The organism is Corynebacterium glutamicum ATCC 13032 (assembly GCF_000011325.1).
Classification (GTDB): domain Bacteria; phylum Actinomycetota; class Actinomycetes; order Mycobacteriales; family Mycobacteriaceae; genus Corynebacterium; species Corynebacterium glutamicum.
The window spans coordinates 185183-201507 of the sequence record NC_003450.3 but is presented as its reverse complement, the minus strand read 5'-3'; the positions used below and the strand labels follow the sequence as shown (position 1 = coordinate 201507).

Annotated in this window: 12 protein-coding genes; 4 read left to right on the top strand and 8 right to left on the bottom strand. The window is 52.0% G+C overall.

Going from position 1 to position 16325, the window contains the following annotated elements; genetic code table 11:
• Positions 1 to 215: 215 nt before the first annotated feature.
• Both CGL_RS00965 and gltB read right to left on the bottom strand, forming a co-directional pair.
• Positions 216 to 1736, bottom strand: coding sequence for a glutamate synthase subunit beta (locus tag CGL_RS00965; RefSeq protein ID WP_011013454.1), 1521 nt, complete (start codon positions 1734 to 1736; stop codon positions 216 to 218).
• The gene (gltB, locus tag CGL_RS00960) at positions 1736 to 6268 is read right to left on the bottom strand and encodes a glutamate synthase large subunit (protein WP_011013453.1); all 4533 of its coding nucleotides are present in this window, start codon (positions 6266 to 6268) and stop codon (positions 1736 to 1738) included. The genes CGL_RS00965 and gltB overlap by 1 nt, the downstream gene beginning before the upstream one ends.
• Before the next feature lie 201 nt (positions 6269 to 6469).
• Here gltB and CGL_RS00955 point away from each other — a divergent pair, with 201 nt between their 5' ends.
• Positions 6470 to 6907, top strand: a complete 438-nt coding sequence (locus tag CGL_RS00955; protein WP_011013452.1) for a PAS domain-containing protein — start codon at positions 6470 to 6472, stop codon at positions 6905 to 6907.
• 133 nt (positions 6908 to 7040) lie between these two features.
• Here the strand turns inward: CGL_RS00955 and CGL_RS00950 are convergent, their stop codons facing one another.
• Positions 7041 to 8246: an IS30-like element ISCg2 family transposase gene (locus CGL_RS00950; RefSeq protein WP_011015431.1), complete on the bottom strand. Its 1206-nt coding sequence runs from the start codon at positions 8244 to 8246 to the stop codon at positions 7041 to 7043.
• 1086 nt (positions 8247 to 9332) lie between these two features.
• Between CGL_RS00950 and CGL_RS00945 the strand changes: the two genes are divergently transcribed.
• Positions 9333 to 10808: a sugar porter family MFS transporter gene (locus CGL_RS00945; protein ID WP_011013450.1), complete on the top strand. Its 1476-nt coding sequence runs from the start codon at positions 9333 to 9335 to the stop codon at positions 10806 to 10808.
• A gap of 375 nt (positions 10809 to 11183) precedes the next feature.
• Here the strand turns inward: CGL_RS00945 and CGL_RS00940 are convergent, their stop codons facing one another.
• Positions 11184 to 11588, bottom strand: coding sequence for a hypothetical protein (locus CGL_RS00940; protein WP_011013449.1), 405 nt, complete (start codon positions 11586 to 11588; stop codon positions 11184 to 11186).
• Between the two features lie 183 nt (positions 11589 to 11771).
• Between CGL_RS00940 and CGL_RS00935 the strand changes: the two genes are divergently transcribed.
• Positions 11772 to 12764, top strand: coding sequence for a LacI family DNA-binding transcriptional regulator (locus tag CGL_RS00935; protein ID WP_011013448.1), 993 nt, complete (start codon positions 11772 to 11774; stop codon positions 12762 to 12764).
• 18 nt (positions 12765 to 12782) lie between these two features.
• Positions 12783 to 13211, top strand: a complete 429-nt coding sequence (locus tag CGL_RS00930) for a GNAT family N-acetyltransferase (protein WP_011013447.1) — start codon at positions 12783 to 12785, stop codon at positions 13209 to 13211.
• 193 nt (positions 13212 to 13404) lie between these two features.
• Here CGL_RS00930 and CGL_RS00925 read toward each other — a convergent pair whose 3' ends face one another.
• The 4 genes from CGL_RS00925 to CGL_RS00905 all read right to left on the bottom strand — a co-directional run bounded on the left by CGL_RS00925 (position 13405) and on the right by CGL_RS00905 (position 16294).
• Positions 13405 to 13821, bottom strand: coding sequence for an O-methyltransferase (locus CGL_RS00925; RefSeq protein WP_011013446.1), 417 nt, complete (start codon positions 13819 to 13821; stop codon positions 13405 to 13407).
• A 76-nt stretch (positions 13822 to 13897) separates the two neighbouring features.
• Positions 13898 to 14206 (bottom strand): winged helix-turn-helix domain-containing protein, encoded by a 309-nt coding sequence (locus CGL_RS00920; RefSeq protein ID WP_003862490.1) that lies wholly within the window; start codon positions 14204 to 14206, stop codon positions 13898 to 13900.
• Positions 14207 to 14796: 590 nt separating this feature from the next.
• The gene (locus CGL_RS00910; RefSeq protein WP_003862487.1) at positions 14797 to 15000 is read right to left on the bottom strand and encodes a cold-shock protein; all 204 of its coding nucleotides are present in this window, start codon (positions 14998 to 15000) and stop codon (positions 14797 to 14799) included.
• Positions 15001 to 15862: 862 nt separating this feature from the next.
• Positions 15863 to 16294 (bottom strand): hypothetical protein, encoded by a 432-nt coding sequence (locus CGL_RS00905; protein ID WP_011013445.1) that lies wholly within the window; start codon positions 16292 to 16294, stop codon positions 15863 to 15865.
• Positions 16295 to 16325 lie beyond the last annotated feature (31 nt).

Genomic DNA, 16325 nt, shown 5'->3' with positions numbered 1-16325 from the left:
CAGTTGTTGGTTTTGCAGTCGTGATTCTCTTTGGAGCAGCGGCAATTCAACTTGTGGTGTGGTCGAGTTCTGTTCTTTTTGCGCTGGCATCAGCTGCTGTTTATCTAGTATTTGCCCTGCTAGGACTAGCCAGTGCTGTCTATGCGATGATGCATCCCGTAAAACGCTAGAAACCACCAATTACTGATGGTGGTTTCTAGCATTTTCTACCCAAGCTAGACAGCCAGCGGCACGTCCTGTGGTGCAACTGCTACAGGGAGTGCAGTTTCACCCATGAGATCGGCGTCGATAGCTGCGGCGCATGCGCGGCCTTCGGCGATTGCCCACACGATCAGGGACTGGCCACGGCCGTTGTCGCCTGCGATGTAAACGCGGGAGTTGGTGGGGCTGCGGTATTCGGAATCGCGGAGGATGCGGCCCCGGTCGTCGAAACCTACGCCTAGTTCGTGTGCCAATCCGCCTTGTTCTGCGCCGGTGAAGCCAAGTGCAACAAGAACGAGGTCTGCTTCGAAGGGGAATTCGGTGCCTTCGATTGGTTCACGTTTGCCGTTGACAACTCGGATTTGGTTGCCGGTGAGTCCGGTGACGTGGCCGTTGTTGCCGTGGAATTCCACGGTGTTGACAGCAAATTTACGTTCACCAAGCGTGGAGCCTGCGGCACGTTCGGCGAGGCCCAGGGCTGCGATTTCATCGGCTGATTCATCGCCAGTGATGATGTATTCGCCTTCTTCGTGAGCCGTTGCGGTGCGGAAGAGGTTGGGGTACATCGGCCATGGGGTGGAATCGGCGCGCTGGAAAGGAGCGCGGGGGCGGATATCAAATTGGGTGACTGATTCTGCTCCTTGGCGCAGTGCGGTGCCGAAGCAGTCGGTGCCGGTGTCGCCGCCACCGATGATGACAACTTTCTTGCCTTTGGCGTTGATTGGAGAGACTTCACCGTCGCCTTCGTTGATGCGGTTTTGGGCGGTGAGGTAATCCATTGCCGCATGGATGCCGTTGAGATCGTGGCCTGGAACTGAGAGTTCGCGGGCCACTGGGGTGCCGGTTGCGAGGAGGATCGCGTCGAAAAGCGCTAGTTCAGCGGCGCGCGGCGAGGTGCCTACCTGGAAAGTTGTGCCCTCTGCTTCCATTTGCTCGATGCGGCGGTCGATCCAGCGGTTCTCCATTTTGTATTCTGGCACGCCGTAGCGCATGAGGCCGCCGAGGCGGTCGTCGCGTTCAAAGACGGTAACGCTGTGGCCTGCGCGGGTGAGCTGCTGCGCGGCGGCAAGGCCAGCGGGGCCGGAACCGACGACGGCGACTGACAGCCCGGTAGACATGGATGGGATTACTGGTTGCACCCAGCCTTCGCGGAATGCTTTTTCGACGATTTCCAGCTCAACGTTTTTGATGGTGACAGAATCATCGTTGATACCGAGCACGCAGGCGCCTTCGCAGGGTGCGGGGCACAAACGGCCGGTGAACTCGGGGAAATTGTTGGTCGCGTGCAAGCGATCGTAGGCTTCCTTCCACCGACCTTGGCGTACCAGATCATTCCACTCAGGGATGATGTTGCCCAGTGGGCAGCCTTCGTGGCAGAACGGGACACCGCAATCCATGCAGCGGGCAGCCTGTTCCTCGATCTGACCTGCCGGTGCCTTTTCGTAGACCTCGGAGTGGTCCATGAGGCGCAGCGGGACCGGGCGGTGTGCAGGCTCGCGTCGGGAGTATTTGATGAATCCTTGTGGGTCGGCCATTAGCTCACTGCCTCCATGATCTTGATTGCTGGGTCTTGGCCCTCAGCGTGGGCCGTTTCGATGATGTTGAGTACTTTTTGGAAATCGCGCGGCATGATTTTCACCAAATCTTGTGCACGCAGCTTGGTCTCGGATCCGGTGAGTTCGCGGTGGCGAGCAATGAGCTCATCAGCCCACGTCAGATCGTCAGCGCTCAGTGGAACAACATCCACCAATTCGCCATTGATCTTCTGGTTTAGGTCCGGGGAATTAGCCAGGTATGCAATGCCACCAGACATGCCGGCACCAAAGTTCTCACCAACCGGGCCCAAAACCAGGACTCGGCCGCCAGTCATGTACTCACAACCGTGGTTTCCGATACCTTCAACCACTGCGGTGGCGCCAGAGTTACGGACGCAGAAACGTTCGCCGACCTGGCCACGAATGAACAATTCACCACTGGTTGCGCCGTATCCAAGCACGTTTCCGGCAATGATATTTGGATTGTTCTTCAGCTGCTTCGGAGCCTGAGCGGAAGGCTTGATCACAATCTTTCCGCCAGATAATCCCTTGCCCACAAAGTCATTGGCATCGCCGGTGAGGTTGATGGTGATGCCTCGTGGGATGAACGCGCCAAAGGAGTTACCGGCGCAGCCTTGAAGATTCAAGGTGATGGTGCCGTCTGGCAAACCTTGGGCACCAGCCACGCGGCTGACTGCAGAACCCAGCATCGTGCCAACTGAACGGTTGACGTTGCTGATGGAGCTATCAATAACAATGCTGGTTTCCACACCCGCTGCGGCACGGGTGATCGTGTCCGAAGCCTTATCAATAAATGCGTTGTCCAGGGCTTTTTCTAGGCTGTGTTCCTGGGTCTTGGTGCAACGCACATCCTGAGTTGGGAAGTGTGGAGTTTCTGGGCGATGGAAAATTGGGCTCAAATCCAGGTGTGCTGCGCGGGAATCAGCTGGGATTCCGGAACGCTTGCGCAGCACCTGGGCTTGTCCGACGGCTTCATCAATAGAGCGGAAACCAAGCTGTGCCAAGTACTCACGGACTTCCTGGGCGATGAAGGTGAAGAAGTTGACCACGTGTTCAGCCTTGCCGGTGAACTTGGAACGCAAATCCGGGTTCTGGGTAGCGATACCCACCGGGCAGGTGTCCAGGTGGCAGACGCGCATCATGATGCAGCCTTCAACCACCAGCGGTGCGGTGGCAAAACCGAATTCTTCGGCACCGAGAAGAGCTGCGATAACCACGTCTCGGCCAGTTTTCAGCTGACCATCGCACTGCACGCGAATACGATCGCGCAGGCCGTTGAGCAGCAACGTTTGCTGGGTTTCAGCCAAGCCCAACTCCCATGGACCACCGGCATGCTTCAGGGAGGTCAAAGGAGATGCGCCAGTTCCGCCATCGTGGCCGGAAATAAGCACCACATCAGCGTGTGCTTTGGACACACCTGCGGCAACGGTGCCCACGCCTTGTTCTGCCACTAGCTTCACGTGGATTCGTGCGCGTGGGTTAGCGTTCTTCAGGTCGTGGATCAGCTGAGCCAGATCCTCAATGGAGTAAATATCGTGGTGTGGTGGAGGGGAAATCAGACCAACGCCTGGGGTGGTGATGCGGACTTCTGCAACCCATGGGTACACCTTGTTTGGTGGCAGCTGGCCACCTTCACCGGGCTTTGCGCCCTGTGCCATCTTGATCTGAATATCGGTGCAGTTGTTCAAGTAGTGGCTGGTCACGCCGAAACGTCCCGAGGCCACCTGCTTAATGGCAGAGCGCTTCCAGTCACCGTTGGGTTCCACATCAAATCGGCGGGCGTCCTCGCCACCTTCGCCGGAGTTGGACATACCGCCCAGTCGGTTCATGGCGATGGCCAAGACCTCATGGGCTTCAGCAGAAATCGAGCCATAAGACATCGCACCAGTGGAGAAACGCTTCACGATCTCACTGACCGGCTCCACCTCAGACACCGAAATTGGCTTGCGGTCCGTGCTGAACTCAAACAGTCCACGAATAGTACCCAAGCGAGTGGATTGATCATCAACCTTGCGGGTGTAATCCTTGAAAATCTCGTAGCTGCCAGAACGCGTTGCATGCTGCAGCTTGAAGATGGTTTCTGGGTTGAACAGGTGGTATTCACCTTCGCGGCGCCACTTGTATTCACCACCCAAATCCAATTCACGGTGAGCGTGCTCTTCAGGGCGTGGCAAAAATGCGCTGCGGTGACGAGCTTCTACGTCAGCTGCAACTTCATCCAGACCGATGCCAGAAATTGGTGAAGCAATACCACCGAAGTAGTTGTCCAGGAGATCCTGGTGCAGACCAGTGACATCGGCAAGCTGCGCGCCACGGTACGAAGACACCGTTGCAATGCCCATCTTGGACATCACCTTCAGCACACCAGTGGTGGCTGCCTTGATGTAGTTTCGGGATGCCTCATCCAAAGAAAGATCACCCAACTGACCCTTCATGCGCAGCTCATCGATGGTTTCAAATGCCATGTACGGGTTGATCGCATCGGCACCAAAACCAATGAGCATCGCCAGGTGATGAACCTCGCGGGCATCGCCGGATTCCACCACCAGGGAGCACTGGGTACGGGTACGTTGCTGCACCAAGTACTGATGCACAGCGGAAGTCAGCAGCAGCGCAGGGATAGGTGCCATGCGCTCATCAGATTCACGATCCGACAGCACGATCAACGTCTTGCCATTGCGGATTGCTTCAGAAACCTCGCGGCGCACACGAGCAATCGCAGCCTTCATGCCGGCACCATGGTGAGCCACTGGGTACAAACCAGAAATTACAGCAGCACCAAAGGAATCCCACTCACCATGCGCGTTGGCATTGATCAAGGTGGCCAGCTCATGGTTATCAATGATCGGCGATTCCAAACGGATACGTCGCGCCGCATCAGGACCCGGATTGAGCACGTCAGACTGCGCACCCAACAAAGTGAACATGCTGGTCACAGGCTTTTCGCGGATAGAGTCCAACGGTGGGTTTGTCACCTGAGCAAAGCGCTGCGCGAAGAAATCATAAAGCATGCGTGGTCGCTGGGATAGCGCCGCAATTGGCGTATCCGAACCCATGGAACCAATCGCCTCAGCACCCTGGCGGGCCATCGGCAGCAGCAACAAATCCACATCTTCTTCAGTGATTCCGAAAACACGCTGACGCAACACAGCACGAGAGTGCGCCATGTAGTTGTAGCGTGTCTGAGGCAGACGATCCAGATGCACAAAATTATCGCGAATCCACTCACCATATGGCTGCGCTTCGCTTAATTTCTGCTTGATTTCCTCGTCTTCAACGATGCGGCCCTCGGCAGTGTCAACAAGGAACATGCGTCCAGGCTGTACGCGAGTACGCTTTACGACGCTCTCCTCCCTCAAGTCCAACACTCCCGATTCAGAAGCCATCACAACCAAACCCGAATCAGTAATGGTGATTCGCCCAGGTCGCAGGCCATTACGGTCCAGCACGGCACCCACAAAACGACCGTCAGTAAATGCCAGCGCTGCAGGACCATCCCATGGCTCCATCAGACAAGAGTGGTATTCGTAGAAATCACGCAGCTCAGGGCTCAGCGTCTTGTTGTGTTCCCACGCCTGAGGGATCATCATCGCAACAGCATGCGGAAGTGAGTATCCGCCCAGGTGCAAAAGCTCCAAAGCCTCGTCGAAACGCGCGGTATCCGAGCCCTCCGGGGTGCAGATAGGCAGCACGCTGCTCAAATTGCCCAGCTTGTCGTTTTTGATAAGCGCCTCGCGGGCGCGCATCCAGTTTTCATTGCCACGCACAGTGTTGATCTCACCGTTGTGGGCAACGAAACGGTACGGGTGCGCCAGCGGCCAGCTTGGGAAAGTGTTCGTGGAGAAACGCGAGTGCACAATAGCAATGGCCGACTCCAGGCGAGCATCACCCAGATCCTCAAAGAAGCCCTCAAGCTGCAGAGTGGTCAACATGCCTTTGTAAATGATGGTGCGTGAAGATAGCGACGGGAAATACACCGTATCGCGACCATTGGTGGTGCCCAGCTCACGCTCACAACGCTTACGGATAAAGAACATCACACGGTCAAGATCTTCACCAGATTTTCCAGGCACAGTAAGGAAAATCTGCGCGAAACTAGGCATCGCCTCCTCAGCCATGGAACCCAAATCACGAGAATCAAAAGGAACCATGCGCCAACCAAGCACATCGGCACCTTCTTGCTTTGCGATGCGCTCAATTTCCTTCTGAGCATCCATCATCGCCATGCGACCGCGAGGCAAGAACGCAATACCAGTGGCATACTCCCCTGCCTCAGGAAGCTCAATGCCAGATACTTCACGATAAAAGCCGTCCGGAATCTGCATGAGGATGCCCGCACCATCGCCAGTGTTCTTCTCTGCACCGGCGGCACCTCGGTGGTCAATGTTGCGAAGCGCCTCAAGTGCACGATCAACAATGCTGCGGCTGGGTCGACCGTGGATATCCGCAATAAACGCCACACCGCAGGCGTCATGTTCATGCGCAGGGTTGTAGAGTCCTTGTGGTTTCATGCGGGATACCTCACTTTAATCCTGTTTCTATCAATCGTTCGATAATAAGAAAATCAGGGACACTACCTGCAACGCAAGTAACAAAAGGGTTACTTTCGATCAACCTATAGGAAAACGGGAGGTCAGATTACGCTCTTGTGTTACACATCACAGGATATGGTAGAAGATGTTCGCCTATCCACCCCGTGAAAGAAGATAAAAATGGTCGATTTTGACACCATCGCAGCCCGACTTGTCACCGAAACAGAAGAAGCAATCATCTACGCCACCCGCGATGGAATAATCAGACTCTGGAACGGCGGCTCCGAGAAACTCTTTGGATACACGGCCGGCGAAGCCCTTGGAAAATCACTCGACATCATCATTCCCGAAAAACACCGCAAGGCCCACTGGGACGGATGGGATCGCGTCATGGAATCCGGCGAAACTCGCTATGGCTCCGAACCGCTTAACGTTCCAGGCATTCGTGCCGATGGATCCAAAATGTCTTTGGAATTCTCCATCACCATCCTGAAGGACGATTCCGGAAAAATCGAAGGCGTTGCAGCTTTTCTCCGCGATGTCACCGCCAATTGGGATGAGAAAAAGGCCCTGCGGATCCGAATCAAAGAGTTGGAACGCCAAATCGAGGGCCATTAAGGAGATTCTTGGGTGCGCGGTGAGGTTTTTTGATGGTATCGGGACATGCCGGTTCCAAATGCAAAAATTCGTTCAATTCATGTGGACTGACCACATGTTTGTGGTGGATTTTTGCATCCAACCTAGGGCGAATTCAATCGGTGGATGCACCAACTACGATTTTTTCATATACCTGCGTCGCGCTTTTAAAACCATGCATTTTCCGCGGCCGGTAATTCAGCAGATCCTGTGCCCGCTGAACTTCTTCGTCACTTACTTTAGCAAAATTAGTGCCCTTCGGGAAAAAATCCCTGACCAATCCATTCGTATTCTCATTCGACCCACGCTGCCACGGCGAATGAGGATCACAGAAAAACACCGGACACTTGGTCACCACGCTAAACCGCGCATGCTCTGCCATCTCCACACCCTGATCCCACGTCAAACTCCGACGCAACGCCTGCGGCAAATCACCCATCATCTCCACCAACGCATCCGTCACAGTCGACGCCTCATGATTAACCCCCAACCGCTTAATCAACGTCAACCGGCTCGTGCGCTCCACCAACGTCACCAACGCTGTCGCTTGGTTTTCACCACCAATTACTAAATCGCCCTCCCAGTGCCCAGGCACAGCACGATCAGCAACTTCTGCTGGGCGTTGACTAATCAACGCACCCTCCACCCACGGCTTACCTCTCGATGGCAACTTCGACTGCGGTTTACGTCCCTTCCGACCGGTACGAAGAAATTTCTCCACCTTCAATTCATCACGCAACGCCCCTTTACCTTGAACATATAACGCCTGGTAAATAGTTTCATGACTAATCTGCATAGAGCTATCGTTAGCATGCTCGGTGGCTAAAAGACCAGAAATCTGCTCCGGAGATAATTTATTATTCAACGCCTCGACCACCACAGCCCGAAGCCTACGATTGGCATCAAGTTTCGGTGTTTTCGGACGCGCTAGTTTCCTGATCGCACCTTCATAGGAGTCGCGTGCACGATAACGTCCATCATCATCTTGACCACGTCGAAGTTCCCTGGAAATTGTTTGCCGACACCGACCCAGGCGTCGACCGATTTCTGCTGCACTGACCCCGGTGTCATGGAAACGTTGGATCATCATTTTCTCTTCTAACGATAATCGTGTGCCTTGTCCTACGACTTTGATTTCATCAGCAAATAACGGCACTACACACGACATATAAGAAAAGCGTAATGATGGTGGTGGAGCAAGATGAAGTAAGGCCCCACACACCTGTGCTGGCAACCCCAACGCAGATAACTCGTCAAACAGTGTTGTGTAGTCCTCACGCAACACTTGATGGAGTGTGCGTGGCCCATAATAAGGGCCCATCACCGGGGCGTGGATGAATTCAGCTGCTCGCTTGCCGGTGCGCAAGGTGGCTGCGCGTTGGCGAAGCTTGTCTGGGCCTTGTTTGCGCCATAGGGATATATTGGCCCGAGTCATGCCGACATACTCGCCGATTTCTCGGGGTAGGCATCCTTTCTCTAGCATGCTGGCTGCAATCTCAAGTTTCTCGGCGGTGTCAAAAGCATTGCCACCTCGCGGGCCGCGGGTCAGTTTCACCCCGGCGGCCTTCGCCCACTTTCGCCCGGTGAATTCACTGACCCCGACCGCTGTAGACGCAGCAAGACCTGACATACCTTGATTGATCATGTCGAGGAAAGCCGTACGGCTTTCCTCTGGGATTGTTCTACGAATGCCCACTTCGCACCCTTCGGGTTGCTCGTGGTGCATTCACCCCCTGAACCCGCCTAGGGTTTGATGCAAAAATTCGTTCGACTTTATGGCCAGACCTCACGCCTGTGGTGAAAAATTGATCAGCAAACACCCAGGTTTCACATTCGCCCCACCAGTCCCAAAATGATGACGTTCCAGAGCGCCGCCTGACGGCAATTTGTGCCCACTTTGACACAAGTGGTCGATCGACGTCTCGAGCCGCTTAAACGGGCGATTATCGCCCCACCATTCCCGATGTCCGCTCCTCGCACGCTTTTTGTAATGACATTAGGATCTTTAAGCAGTGAATGAGGTGACAATGTCACCTAACAAAGGTGTCAAACAGCCCCAATCACTACCCCCTCCACCCCCGCACCCTTATCCAGAAACTCCCATGCTCCAACATTTCCAGAGGGGGCAGTTTCTGACATTAACCACATAACTCCTGCATCAAACCGCAGCTAACAGCCACACCCCTGCTGAAAATCCCGAATGGAAAACCATACCCAAGCAGACACCCCCACCCCTAAGTATTACCAATTACTCAAAAGTATTCAAAAAAAGTTTGTTATGTACGATTGACGGGACATATCGTGTCTGCCACGATTAAAGACATTGGTGATGTGAATCACTGCCTACTACATCGTGTTTCGTGACCCTGCACCTCCAAGTAAGGGCACGACAAACTTAGGAGACAAGATGGCTAGTACCTTCATTCAGGCCGACAGCCCTGAAAAAAGTAAGAAGCTGCCCCCACTCACAGAAGGTCCGTATAGAAAGCGGCTATTCTACGTTGCACTAGTTGCGACGTTTGGTGGGCTGCTCTTCGGATATGACACCGGAGTAATCAACGGTGCACTCAACCCAATGACACGTGAGCTCGGACTAACCGCGTTCACCGAGGGTGTTGTAACTTCTTCCCTGCTGTTTGGTGCAGCAGCTGGTGCGATGTTTTTCGGTCGCATTTCCGACAACTGGGGTCGCCGGAAAACAATCATCTCACTTGCAGTAGCTTTCTTTGTCGGCACCATGATCTGCGTGTTTGCTCCATCTTTTGCAGTAATGGTTGTCGGACGTGTGCTTCTTGGACTCGCAGTTGGTGGCGCTTCCACTGTTGTCCCTGTCTACCTGGCTGAACTTGCTCCTTTTGAAATCCGTGGCTCACTGGCTGGCCGTAATGAGTTGATGATTGTTGTTGGTCAGCTCGCAGCTTTTGTCATCAATGCGATTATTGGAAATGTTTTTGGACACCACGATGGTGTGTGGCGCTACATGCTGGCAATTGCCGCAATCCCAGCAATTGCCCTCTTCTTTGGAATGCTCCGAGTTCCAGAATCCCCACGCTGGCTTGTTGAGCGAGGACGCATTGATGAGGCTCGCGCAGTTCTTGAAACCATTCGCCCTCTAGAACGTGCCCATGCAGAAGTTGCTGATGTTGAACACCTAGCAAGAGAAGAGCACGCCGTTTCCGAGAAGTCCATGGGCTTAAGGGAAATTTTGTCCAGCAAGTGGCTTGTGCGCATCCTCCTGGTAGGTATCGGATTGGGTGTCGCACAGCAGCTGACCGGCATCAACTCCATCATGTACTACGGCCAGGTTGTTCTCATTGAGGCTGGTTTCTCCGAGAATGCAGCTCTGATCGCCAACGTGGCGCCAGGAGTGATCGCAGTTGTCGGTGCATTCATCGCACTGTGGATGATGGATCGTATCAACCGCCGTACCACCCTCATTACCGGTTATTCTCTCACCACCATTAGCCACGTATTGATCGGTATCGCATCCGTAGCATTCCCAGTCGGCGATCCTCTTCGCCCCTACGTTATCTTGACTCTGGTTGTGGTCTTCGTGGGATCCATGCAGACCTTCCTCAACGTAGCTACCTGGGTTATGCTCTCTGAGCTCTTCCCGCTGGCAATGCGCGGTTTCGCAATCGGTATCTCAGTGTTCTTCCTCTGGATCGCAAACGCGTTCCTCGGATTGTTCTTCCCAACCATCATGGAAGCAGTAGGACTAACCGGAACCTTCTTCATGTTCGCCGGAATCGGTGTGGTTGCCTTGATCTTCATCTACACCCAGGTTCCTGAAACTCGTGGACGTACCTTGGAGGAGATTGATGAGGATGTTACTTCCGGTGTCATTTTCAACAAGGACATCCGAAAAGGAAAGGTGCACTAAAAACCCAGACACTGCATAGATAACACGCTCCAGATTTTTCTCAGCCGCTGCCCCTCCCCTGCTTCGCGCAGGTGGAGGGGCAGCGGTGTTTTTCTTTAAAGTTTGGATTCCAAATCACCGAATTCGGGAGTGAAGCACACTCATATCCAATAGGTAGTTCCACCGCTTTCAATGCCACACGCGCAACGCTTTTGTTTAAATTCAACCGCCACTGTGAGCATATTTCCCAGGACTATCCACGCATTGCAGTGATTTCATTTTTTACCTGGGCTACCAGCAGCTTTACAAATGTCTTTCTTGCAGACACCGTATGAGCATTTGTGGCGCTTCAAGCTGTTCTCCATTTGCTTCAAGCCATGGTGTGATCACAGCCTCTTAATCACTAGGTTGCAACCGCCTCAATTCCACAAAATACGCAATAATACGACGACTCAGATATGAAAACCCTGCTATTAGCATTCCCGGACCAGCAAACATCGCCACCAGTCCAAGAACTGTCATTTCCTTTGGCCCCAGAAAAAGGAATGCTAAAAATACCGCTCCACCCACAAGGTAAACTGCATCCCACCTAAAATCATTCACTCTTGCGAATAGAAGTGGCCACCCGGTAAACAGGGAAACGACCCCTCCGACTACGAGAATCGTCCCGATAAAATTAAGCTTTCCAAACTCATCCGCTGCAGTTTTAATAAGAAAGTATCCTGCCGCAATACTTAAAAATTCAACAAACGGAATGATGAAATATCCGAGATCGTGGAGTCTTCTAAATTTTCGAGTCATAGTAAAGTTCGCTTAATCGCCATCAGAGTAGTAGCAGTGGGTATTTGCAAGCCTTTGACAAGTTACTAAACCGTGCTACCGAAACCCCTCGTGTTTAAATCTAGAAGTTTAAAGGGTGAAAACAGTCCATTACTTAAGCACCAATCTGCCATAATTTTTACCCCAACGCATAGGCTTAACGGTGTGAATGTGAAGTTAACTGACGCCGCCCGTGAAGCTGGAGTAGGTTACGGTACTGCTTCTCGCGCAATTTCTGGACGAGGTTCCGTTGATGCAGCAACCCGTGACAAAGTACTCGCCGCCGCCGAGAAACTTGGGTACCGAACCAACGCCATGGCTCGTGCACTTAGGGAAAACAAGACCCGCACCGTTGGCCTGATCGTTCCCGGCATTATCAATAAGTTCTACACCGAATCCGCCACTGTCCTCCAAGATGAATTAGACAAATCCGGATACCAACTAGTTGTTTCCACAACTGGAAACGACGCAGAAAAGGAACGTCGAGCTATCGAATCCATGCTCAACCGCCAGGTAGATGCAGTGGTGCACGCTCCAGTTAATCCCCAAGCGAAGTTTCCAAAGGGCTTCAAAGTGGTCGAGCTTAATCGTCGTAGCGATCTCAACCGACCTACTGTGACCAGCGATGATGCCACTGGTTTGAAGGAACTTGCTCTTCATATTTTGGATCAGGGATACCGAGATATAGGTATCATTGTCGGTCCTGCTGAGCTCAGCACCGCCCGAGACCGCAAAGCCGGATTCATCAACGCCCTCGAAACCGAAGCCACACAACGCGGAATCCGCGAAGAACTACGATTCCGGGTAGTTCACTCCCGCTACTCCCCCACCGGCGGTTATGAAGCATTCGCAGAATTCCGCAATGATCTCCCTCAAATCGTGGTGCCCCTGAGCACGCAATTAACTCTAGGAGTTCTCAAAGCAACCCAAGAAAACGGCATAAAAATATCGGATGACCTGGCACTTGCTTGTTACGGCGTCGCCGAATGGCTCGCAGTGTGGGGCCCTGGCATCACCGTTTTCGCACCAGACCTCCCAGCCATGGGCGCCGCAGCTGCCACGCAGGTTTTAACGCTTCTCGACGCCGCCCCACTCCCCGAAAACCACTTAAGCATTCCGGGGCAGCTCATTGTCCGTGGGACAACTCCAAAGGTTTAAAGGTAGAGGCGCACAATAATGAAAATTGAAATTTTCAGCCCAGAGGCCATGCAATCCGCTGAGTTCGCTCACCTTTTGTGGCTTGCTTCCGGCTATTCTGCAGCACAATTAGACCACACCATCACGCATGAGATTTCCCAGATGACCACCATCGGTATCTTTGAGGATGCTTCCCCCATCGCGTTTGCGTCCTATTTCAATGAACCAACTCGGGCGGTAATTGAGTACATCGCGGTCCTGGAATCTCATCAAGGAATGGGCCTAGGAAGCCAGCTTCTAAACGTTGTGGCGACGAGCTTCCCAGAGGTTTATTTAGAGACCGATGATGACGCGGTGGATTTTTATCGCAAACTTGGTTTTGTTATCTCGCCAAAAGAGCGGGATCCTCGTTGGCCAGATCGGGAACGCTACGCATGCGTGTGGAAAAGAGCTGAAGAAAGGGTCTAGCGCGGGTAATCTCTCTCGCTCAGCAGGACACCGTCACCTAGCTTTGTTTAGCGATAATGAGAAGTCCCGCACCGATGGGAAGAACCAGGGATCGGAGCCCTTCAGTTTGATCAACGTGTTCTCGGAATGACACAACCTGATCGGCCTGCGACAGAACATTGTCAACCACTAACAAGCCGCCATTTGCTAGAACTCATTGCAGGTCAGGCCACCAATTTACATAGAGTGATTGTTCGGCATCAAGGAAAATGAAATCCCATTGTTCATCGGCGGAATCGGCAAGTACGGTTGCTCCATCGGCGACGATTCGTTGAACTTTTTCTTCAACTCCAGCGGCGCGAAGGTTTGCTGCAGCATCCAAAGACCGCTCAGGATCATTGTCTACTGTTGTTAAATTCACGACATCTGCCATCCAAATAGTCGAGTAACCATTGGATGTGCCTAGCTCGAGAACTGACTTTGGACTAATTCCGTAGATGAGCGAGCGAAGTAGCGCAGCGCTTTCAGATTCAAGGTTTCTCCTGCGATCAAGCCGATCCGGTTGCTCTGCATCAAATTCCTGCCCCTCGGCATAAAGTTTGTCCAGAAAAGCTGCAAGATCAGGAGTCATAGAAGCTAAGAATACTCCTGGTTAAAGGGCAATTGTTGATGTATACAGGAAATCTCCGAAGCCTTCAGATACAAAGCTAGGTTGTTAACCCCCGTACCAACCGATCCAGCGCAGAAAGGTAACTTTGAAAAGCCTGCCGTCCATCACGAGTTAAATTCAGATGAGTGATGGGTGTTCGTCCATCAAAAGCTTTGGAAATTTTCAAATAACCGGCTTGTTCAAGTATTGCAGCGTGTTTAGAAAGCAACGAGTAGCTTACGCCCAGTTCTTCACGAAGACTTTGGTAATCAGCTGAATCAACAGAATTTAACGCGGCCATCAACGCCAGACGAACAGGTGAATGAATGGTGTCATTCAAAGCGATTCGTGCTTCTTCGAGATTCACTTGTTTCCTCTAACCACTAATTCCAAACCAACCAAAGCACCAGGAAGGCTTGCTCCCACTGCCACTGCTGTTGTAATTATCCACGATGTGTCATGAAATGTGGGAGCCGTCCAGAACCATCCACCAATCACTGCCACAACTACCGGTAAGATTCCTGCGCAGGTAAGACGCCATTTAAATCCCCGAGGATGAACCCGCCTAGTCTTCGCAAGCCCTCTAGACACCAAGATAATCAAGATAATAAATACGATTTGGGCGAGCATCCTTATGATCCCACCCCACTCCCACAAATGGGACTGAAAACTAACTGCAAGCAATACAGCAATTCCCATAGATTGAACTACAAGCAACCACCCCTCTGCTTGTGAAATGTTCCTCGGATTTCCAGACTGCGCCAAGTGAGCAGTGTGCGTAAAGCTTTTCATTCTCCCCGTTATAGCATTAGTTCTAGACGCAATTTTACGAATTGTCAACGACTTAATGAATTGAAAATAAAGACGATTGAGCGATCTCGAGGGGCACAATCCACCCATTAAAAAACCGCCCCGTCCGAAAAGGACGAAGCGGAATTTTTAGCTAGCAGTTAGAGCTTAGAGAGCACGAACCTGCTGAGCCTGTGGGCCCTTGGCGCCCTCGCCGACCTCAAATTCAACTGGCTGGTTTTCCTCAAGATTACGGAAACCGGAGCCCTGAATCTCAGAGTAGTGGACGAAGAGATCTGCGGAGCCATCGTTGGGAGCGATGAAACCAAATCCCTTTTCGCCGTTGAACCATTTCACAGTACCCTGTGCCATATTTGTACCTTTTCCTAATCAGGTGATGCTACGTTCGCCAGCATGATTCACCAGCGTCCGAGTCGTTGGAACTCCTCGTCAAACCATCTACCTTCACAGATGCTGCAGGGTAAAGGAAAACTAGGCGCTCACAGTTATATCTCTTATCAGCGCCTAAACACTGCGAATAGAAATCGCGACTAACGTCTAGTCTGCCATGAATCTGCGCTGATGGGAAACTTTCTTTTCAAAATTGGGGTGTAAAAGCAGACAATCCGGCACACTTTCTAACACACTTATGTCGTTTTATCTCCCAGTATTGCAAGGTCAGCACACTTCACCCCTCCTCACACACAATGTTTTTCCTGAGCTGCGAAAAATTAATGATCTGGTTGCGGCAATCTTCCAAAACCGGCATATACGACCAAATACATAGGATGATCAAAGATCCTTGGTCACCAGATCAAATAAAACGTCATATATGACCAAAACTAAGTCCCCTACAATCATCCTTGGTCTCCAAATGAACTGCGGTGAAAAACTGCTCAAAAGGCCCCGAAAAAGTAACCTCCCAGAATCGCCTCTCAAGGCCTTTAAGCCCTCGAGTGATACAAGCACCCATCGGAAAAAATCAACACCTTAAACAAGCGATAAACGCCGTGGTTTATTAATCTCGATTTCACGGTATCGAGTTCGCAACAGCAATACCGCAAACTCAATTTCTCGACTCCAATTTCGTGCCGTTTTTGGCTGTTTCCCTAGCGGTATCGACGGTGAGAAATCGAACTTAAAGCACATGTATCGTCCAACGGTCAGTGTGCAATCAATGCTCTGATCAGGTCGGAACTCGGGACCGAACAAAATGGTGAAAGTCAGGTTAGATTTAGTACCACTCCGAATTGCGATACAAGAAATCTTCAAGCCCAGGAGCGACCCACCCGACGGGGAGTGACCACATTTGAATCAGTTCAGGTACAAATTGTTTGCGCTCTTCGTCAAGTACAAGTGCAGCATAATCTTTTTCAAGTGTTGCTTCGATAAGGTTTTGACCTGGGTAAACAAAGGAGAATTCGCCAGGTGTGGTTAGTGCGGTCAAAAATATCAGATGAACCAATTGCCCTTTGTGTATTGGTTCACGAGCGATAGTGGCCTTATCAATCTGATCCCACACTAGATGATGATTCTTCAGCCTTCTTCCTTTGAGAAGCTTCTCGATATAAGCAAGTCCATCTGAACCATCTAATAGGCCGACGCAGCATTCATATTCTTCACTATCTTCAGACACGGATAAGAGAAACAAATTGTTGGAATACATGCCTGAACCCCTGCCTTTTGTTAGATGTGCT

What these genes read in the sequence shown, in the direction of transcription:
- CGL_RS00965 (WP_011013454.1), bottom strand. Translation starts at nt 1,736, where the DNA reads ATGGCCGACCCACAAGGATTCATCAAATACTCCCGACGCGAGCCTGCA.
- CGL_RS00940 (WP_011013449.1), bottom strand. Translation starts at nt 11,588, where the DNA reads ATGACTCGAAAATTTAGAAGACTCCACGATCTCGGATATTTCATCATT.
- CGL_RS00925 (WP_011013446.1), bottom strand. Translation starts at nt 13,821, where the DNA reads ATGACTCCTGATCTTGCAGCTTTTCTGGACAAACTTTATGCCGAGGGG.
- CGL_RS00950 (WP_011015431.1), bottom strand. Translation starts at nt 8,246, where the DNA reads ATGGGCCCTTATTATGGGCCACGCACACTCCATCAAGTGTTGCGTGAG.
- CGL_RS00945 (WP_011013450.1), top strand. Translation starts at nt 9,333, where the DNA reads ATGGCTAGTACCTTCATTCAGGCCGACAGCCCTGAAAAAAGTAAGAAG.
- gltB (WP_011013453.1), bottom strand. Translation starts at nt 6,268, where the DNA reads ATGAAACCACAAGGACTCTACAACCCTGCGCATGAACATGACGCCTGC.
- CGL_RS00910 (WP_003862487.1), bottom strand. Translation starts at nt 15,000, where the DNA reads ATGGCACAGGGTACTGTGAAATGGTTCAACGGCGAAAAGGGATTTGGT.
- CGL_RS00955 (WP_011013452.1), top strand. Translation starts at nt 6,470, where the DNA reads ATGGTCGATTTTGACACCATCGCAGCCCGACTTGTCACCGAAACAGAA.
- CGL_RS00930 (WP_011013447.1), top strand. Translation starts at nt 12,783, where the DNA reads ATGAAAATTGAAATTTTCAGCCCAGAGGCCATGCAATCCGCTGAGTTC.
- CGL_RS00905 (WP_011013445.1), bottom strand. Translation starts at nt 16,294, where the DNA reads ATGTATTCCAACAATTTGTTTCTCTTATCCGTGTCTGAAGATAGTGAA.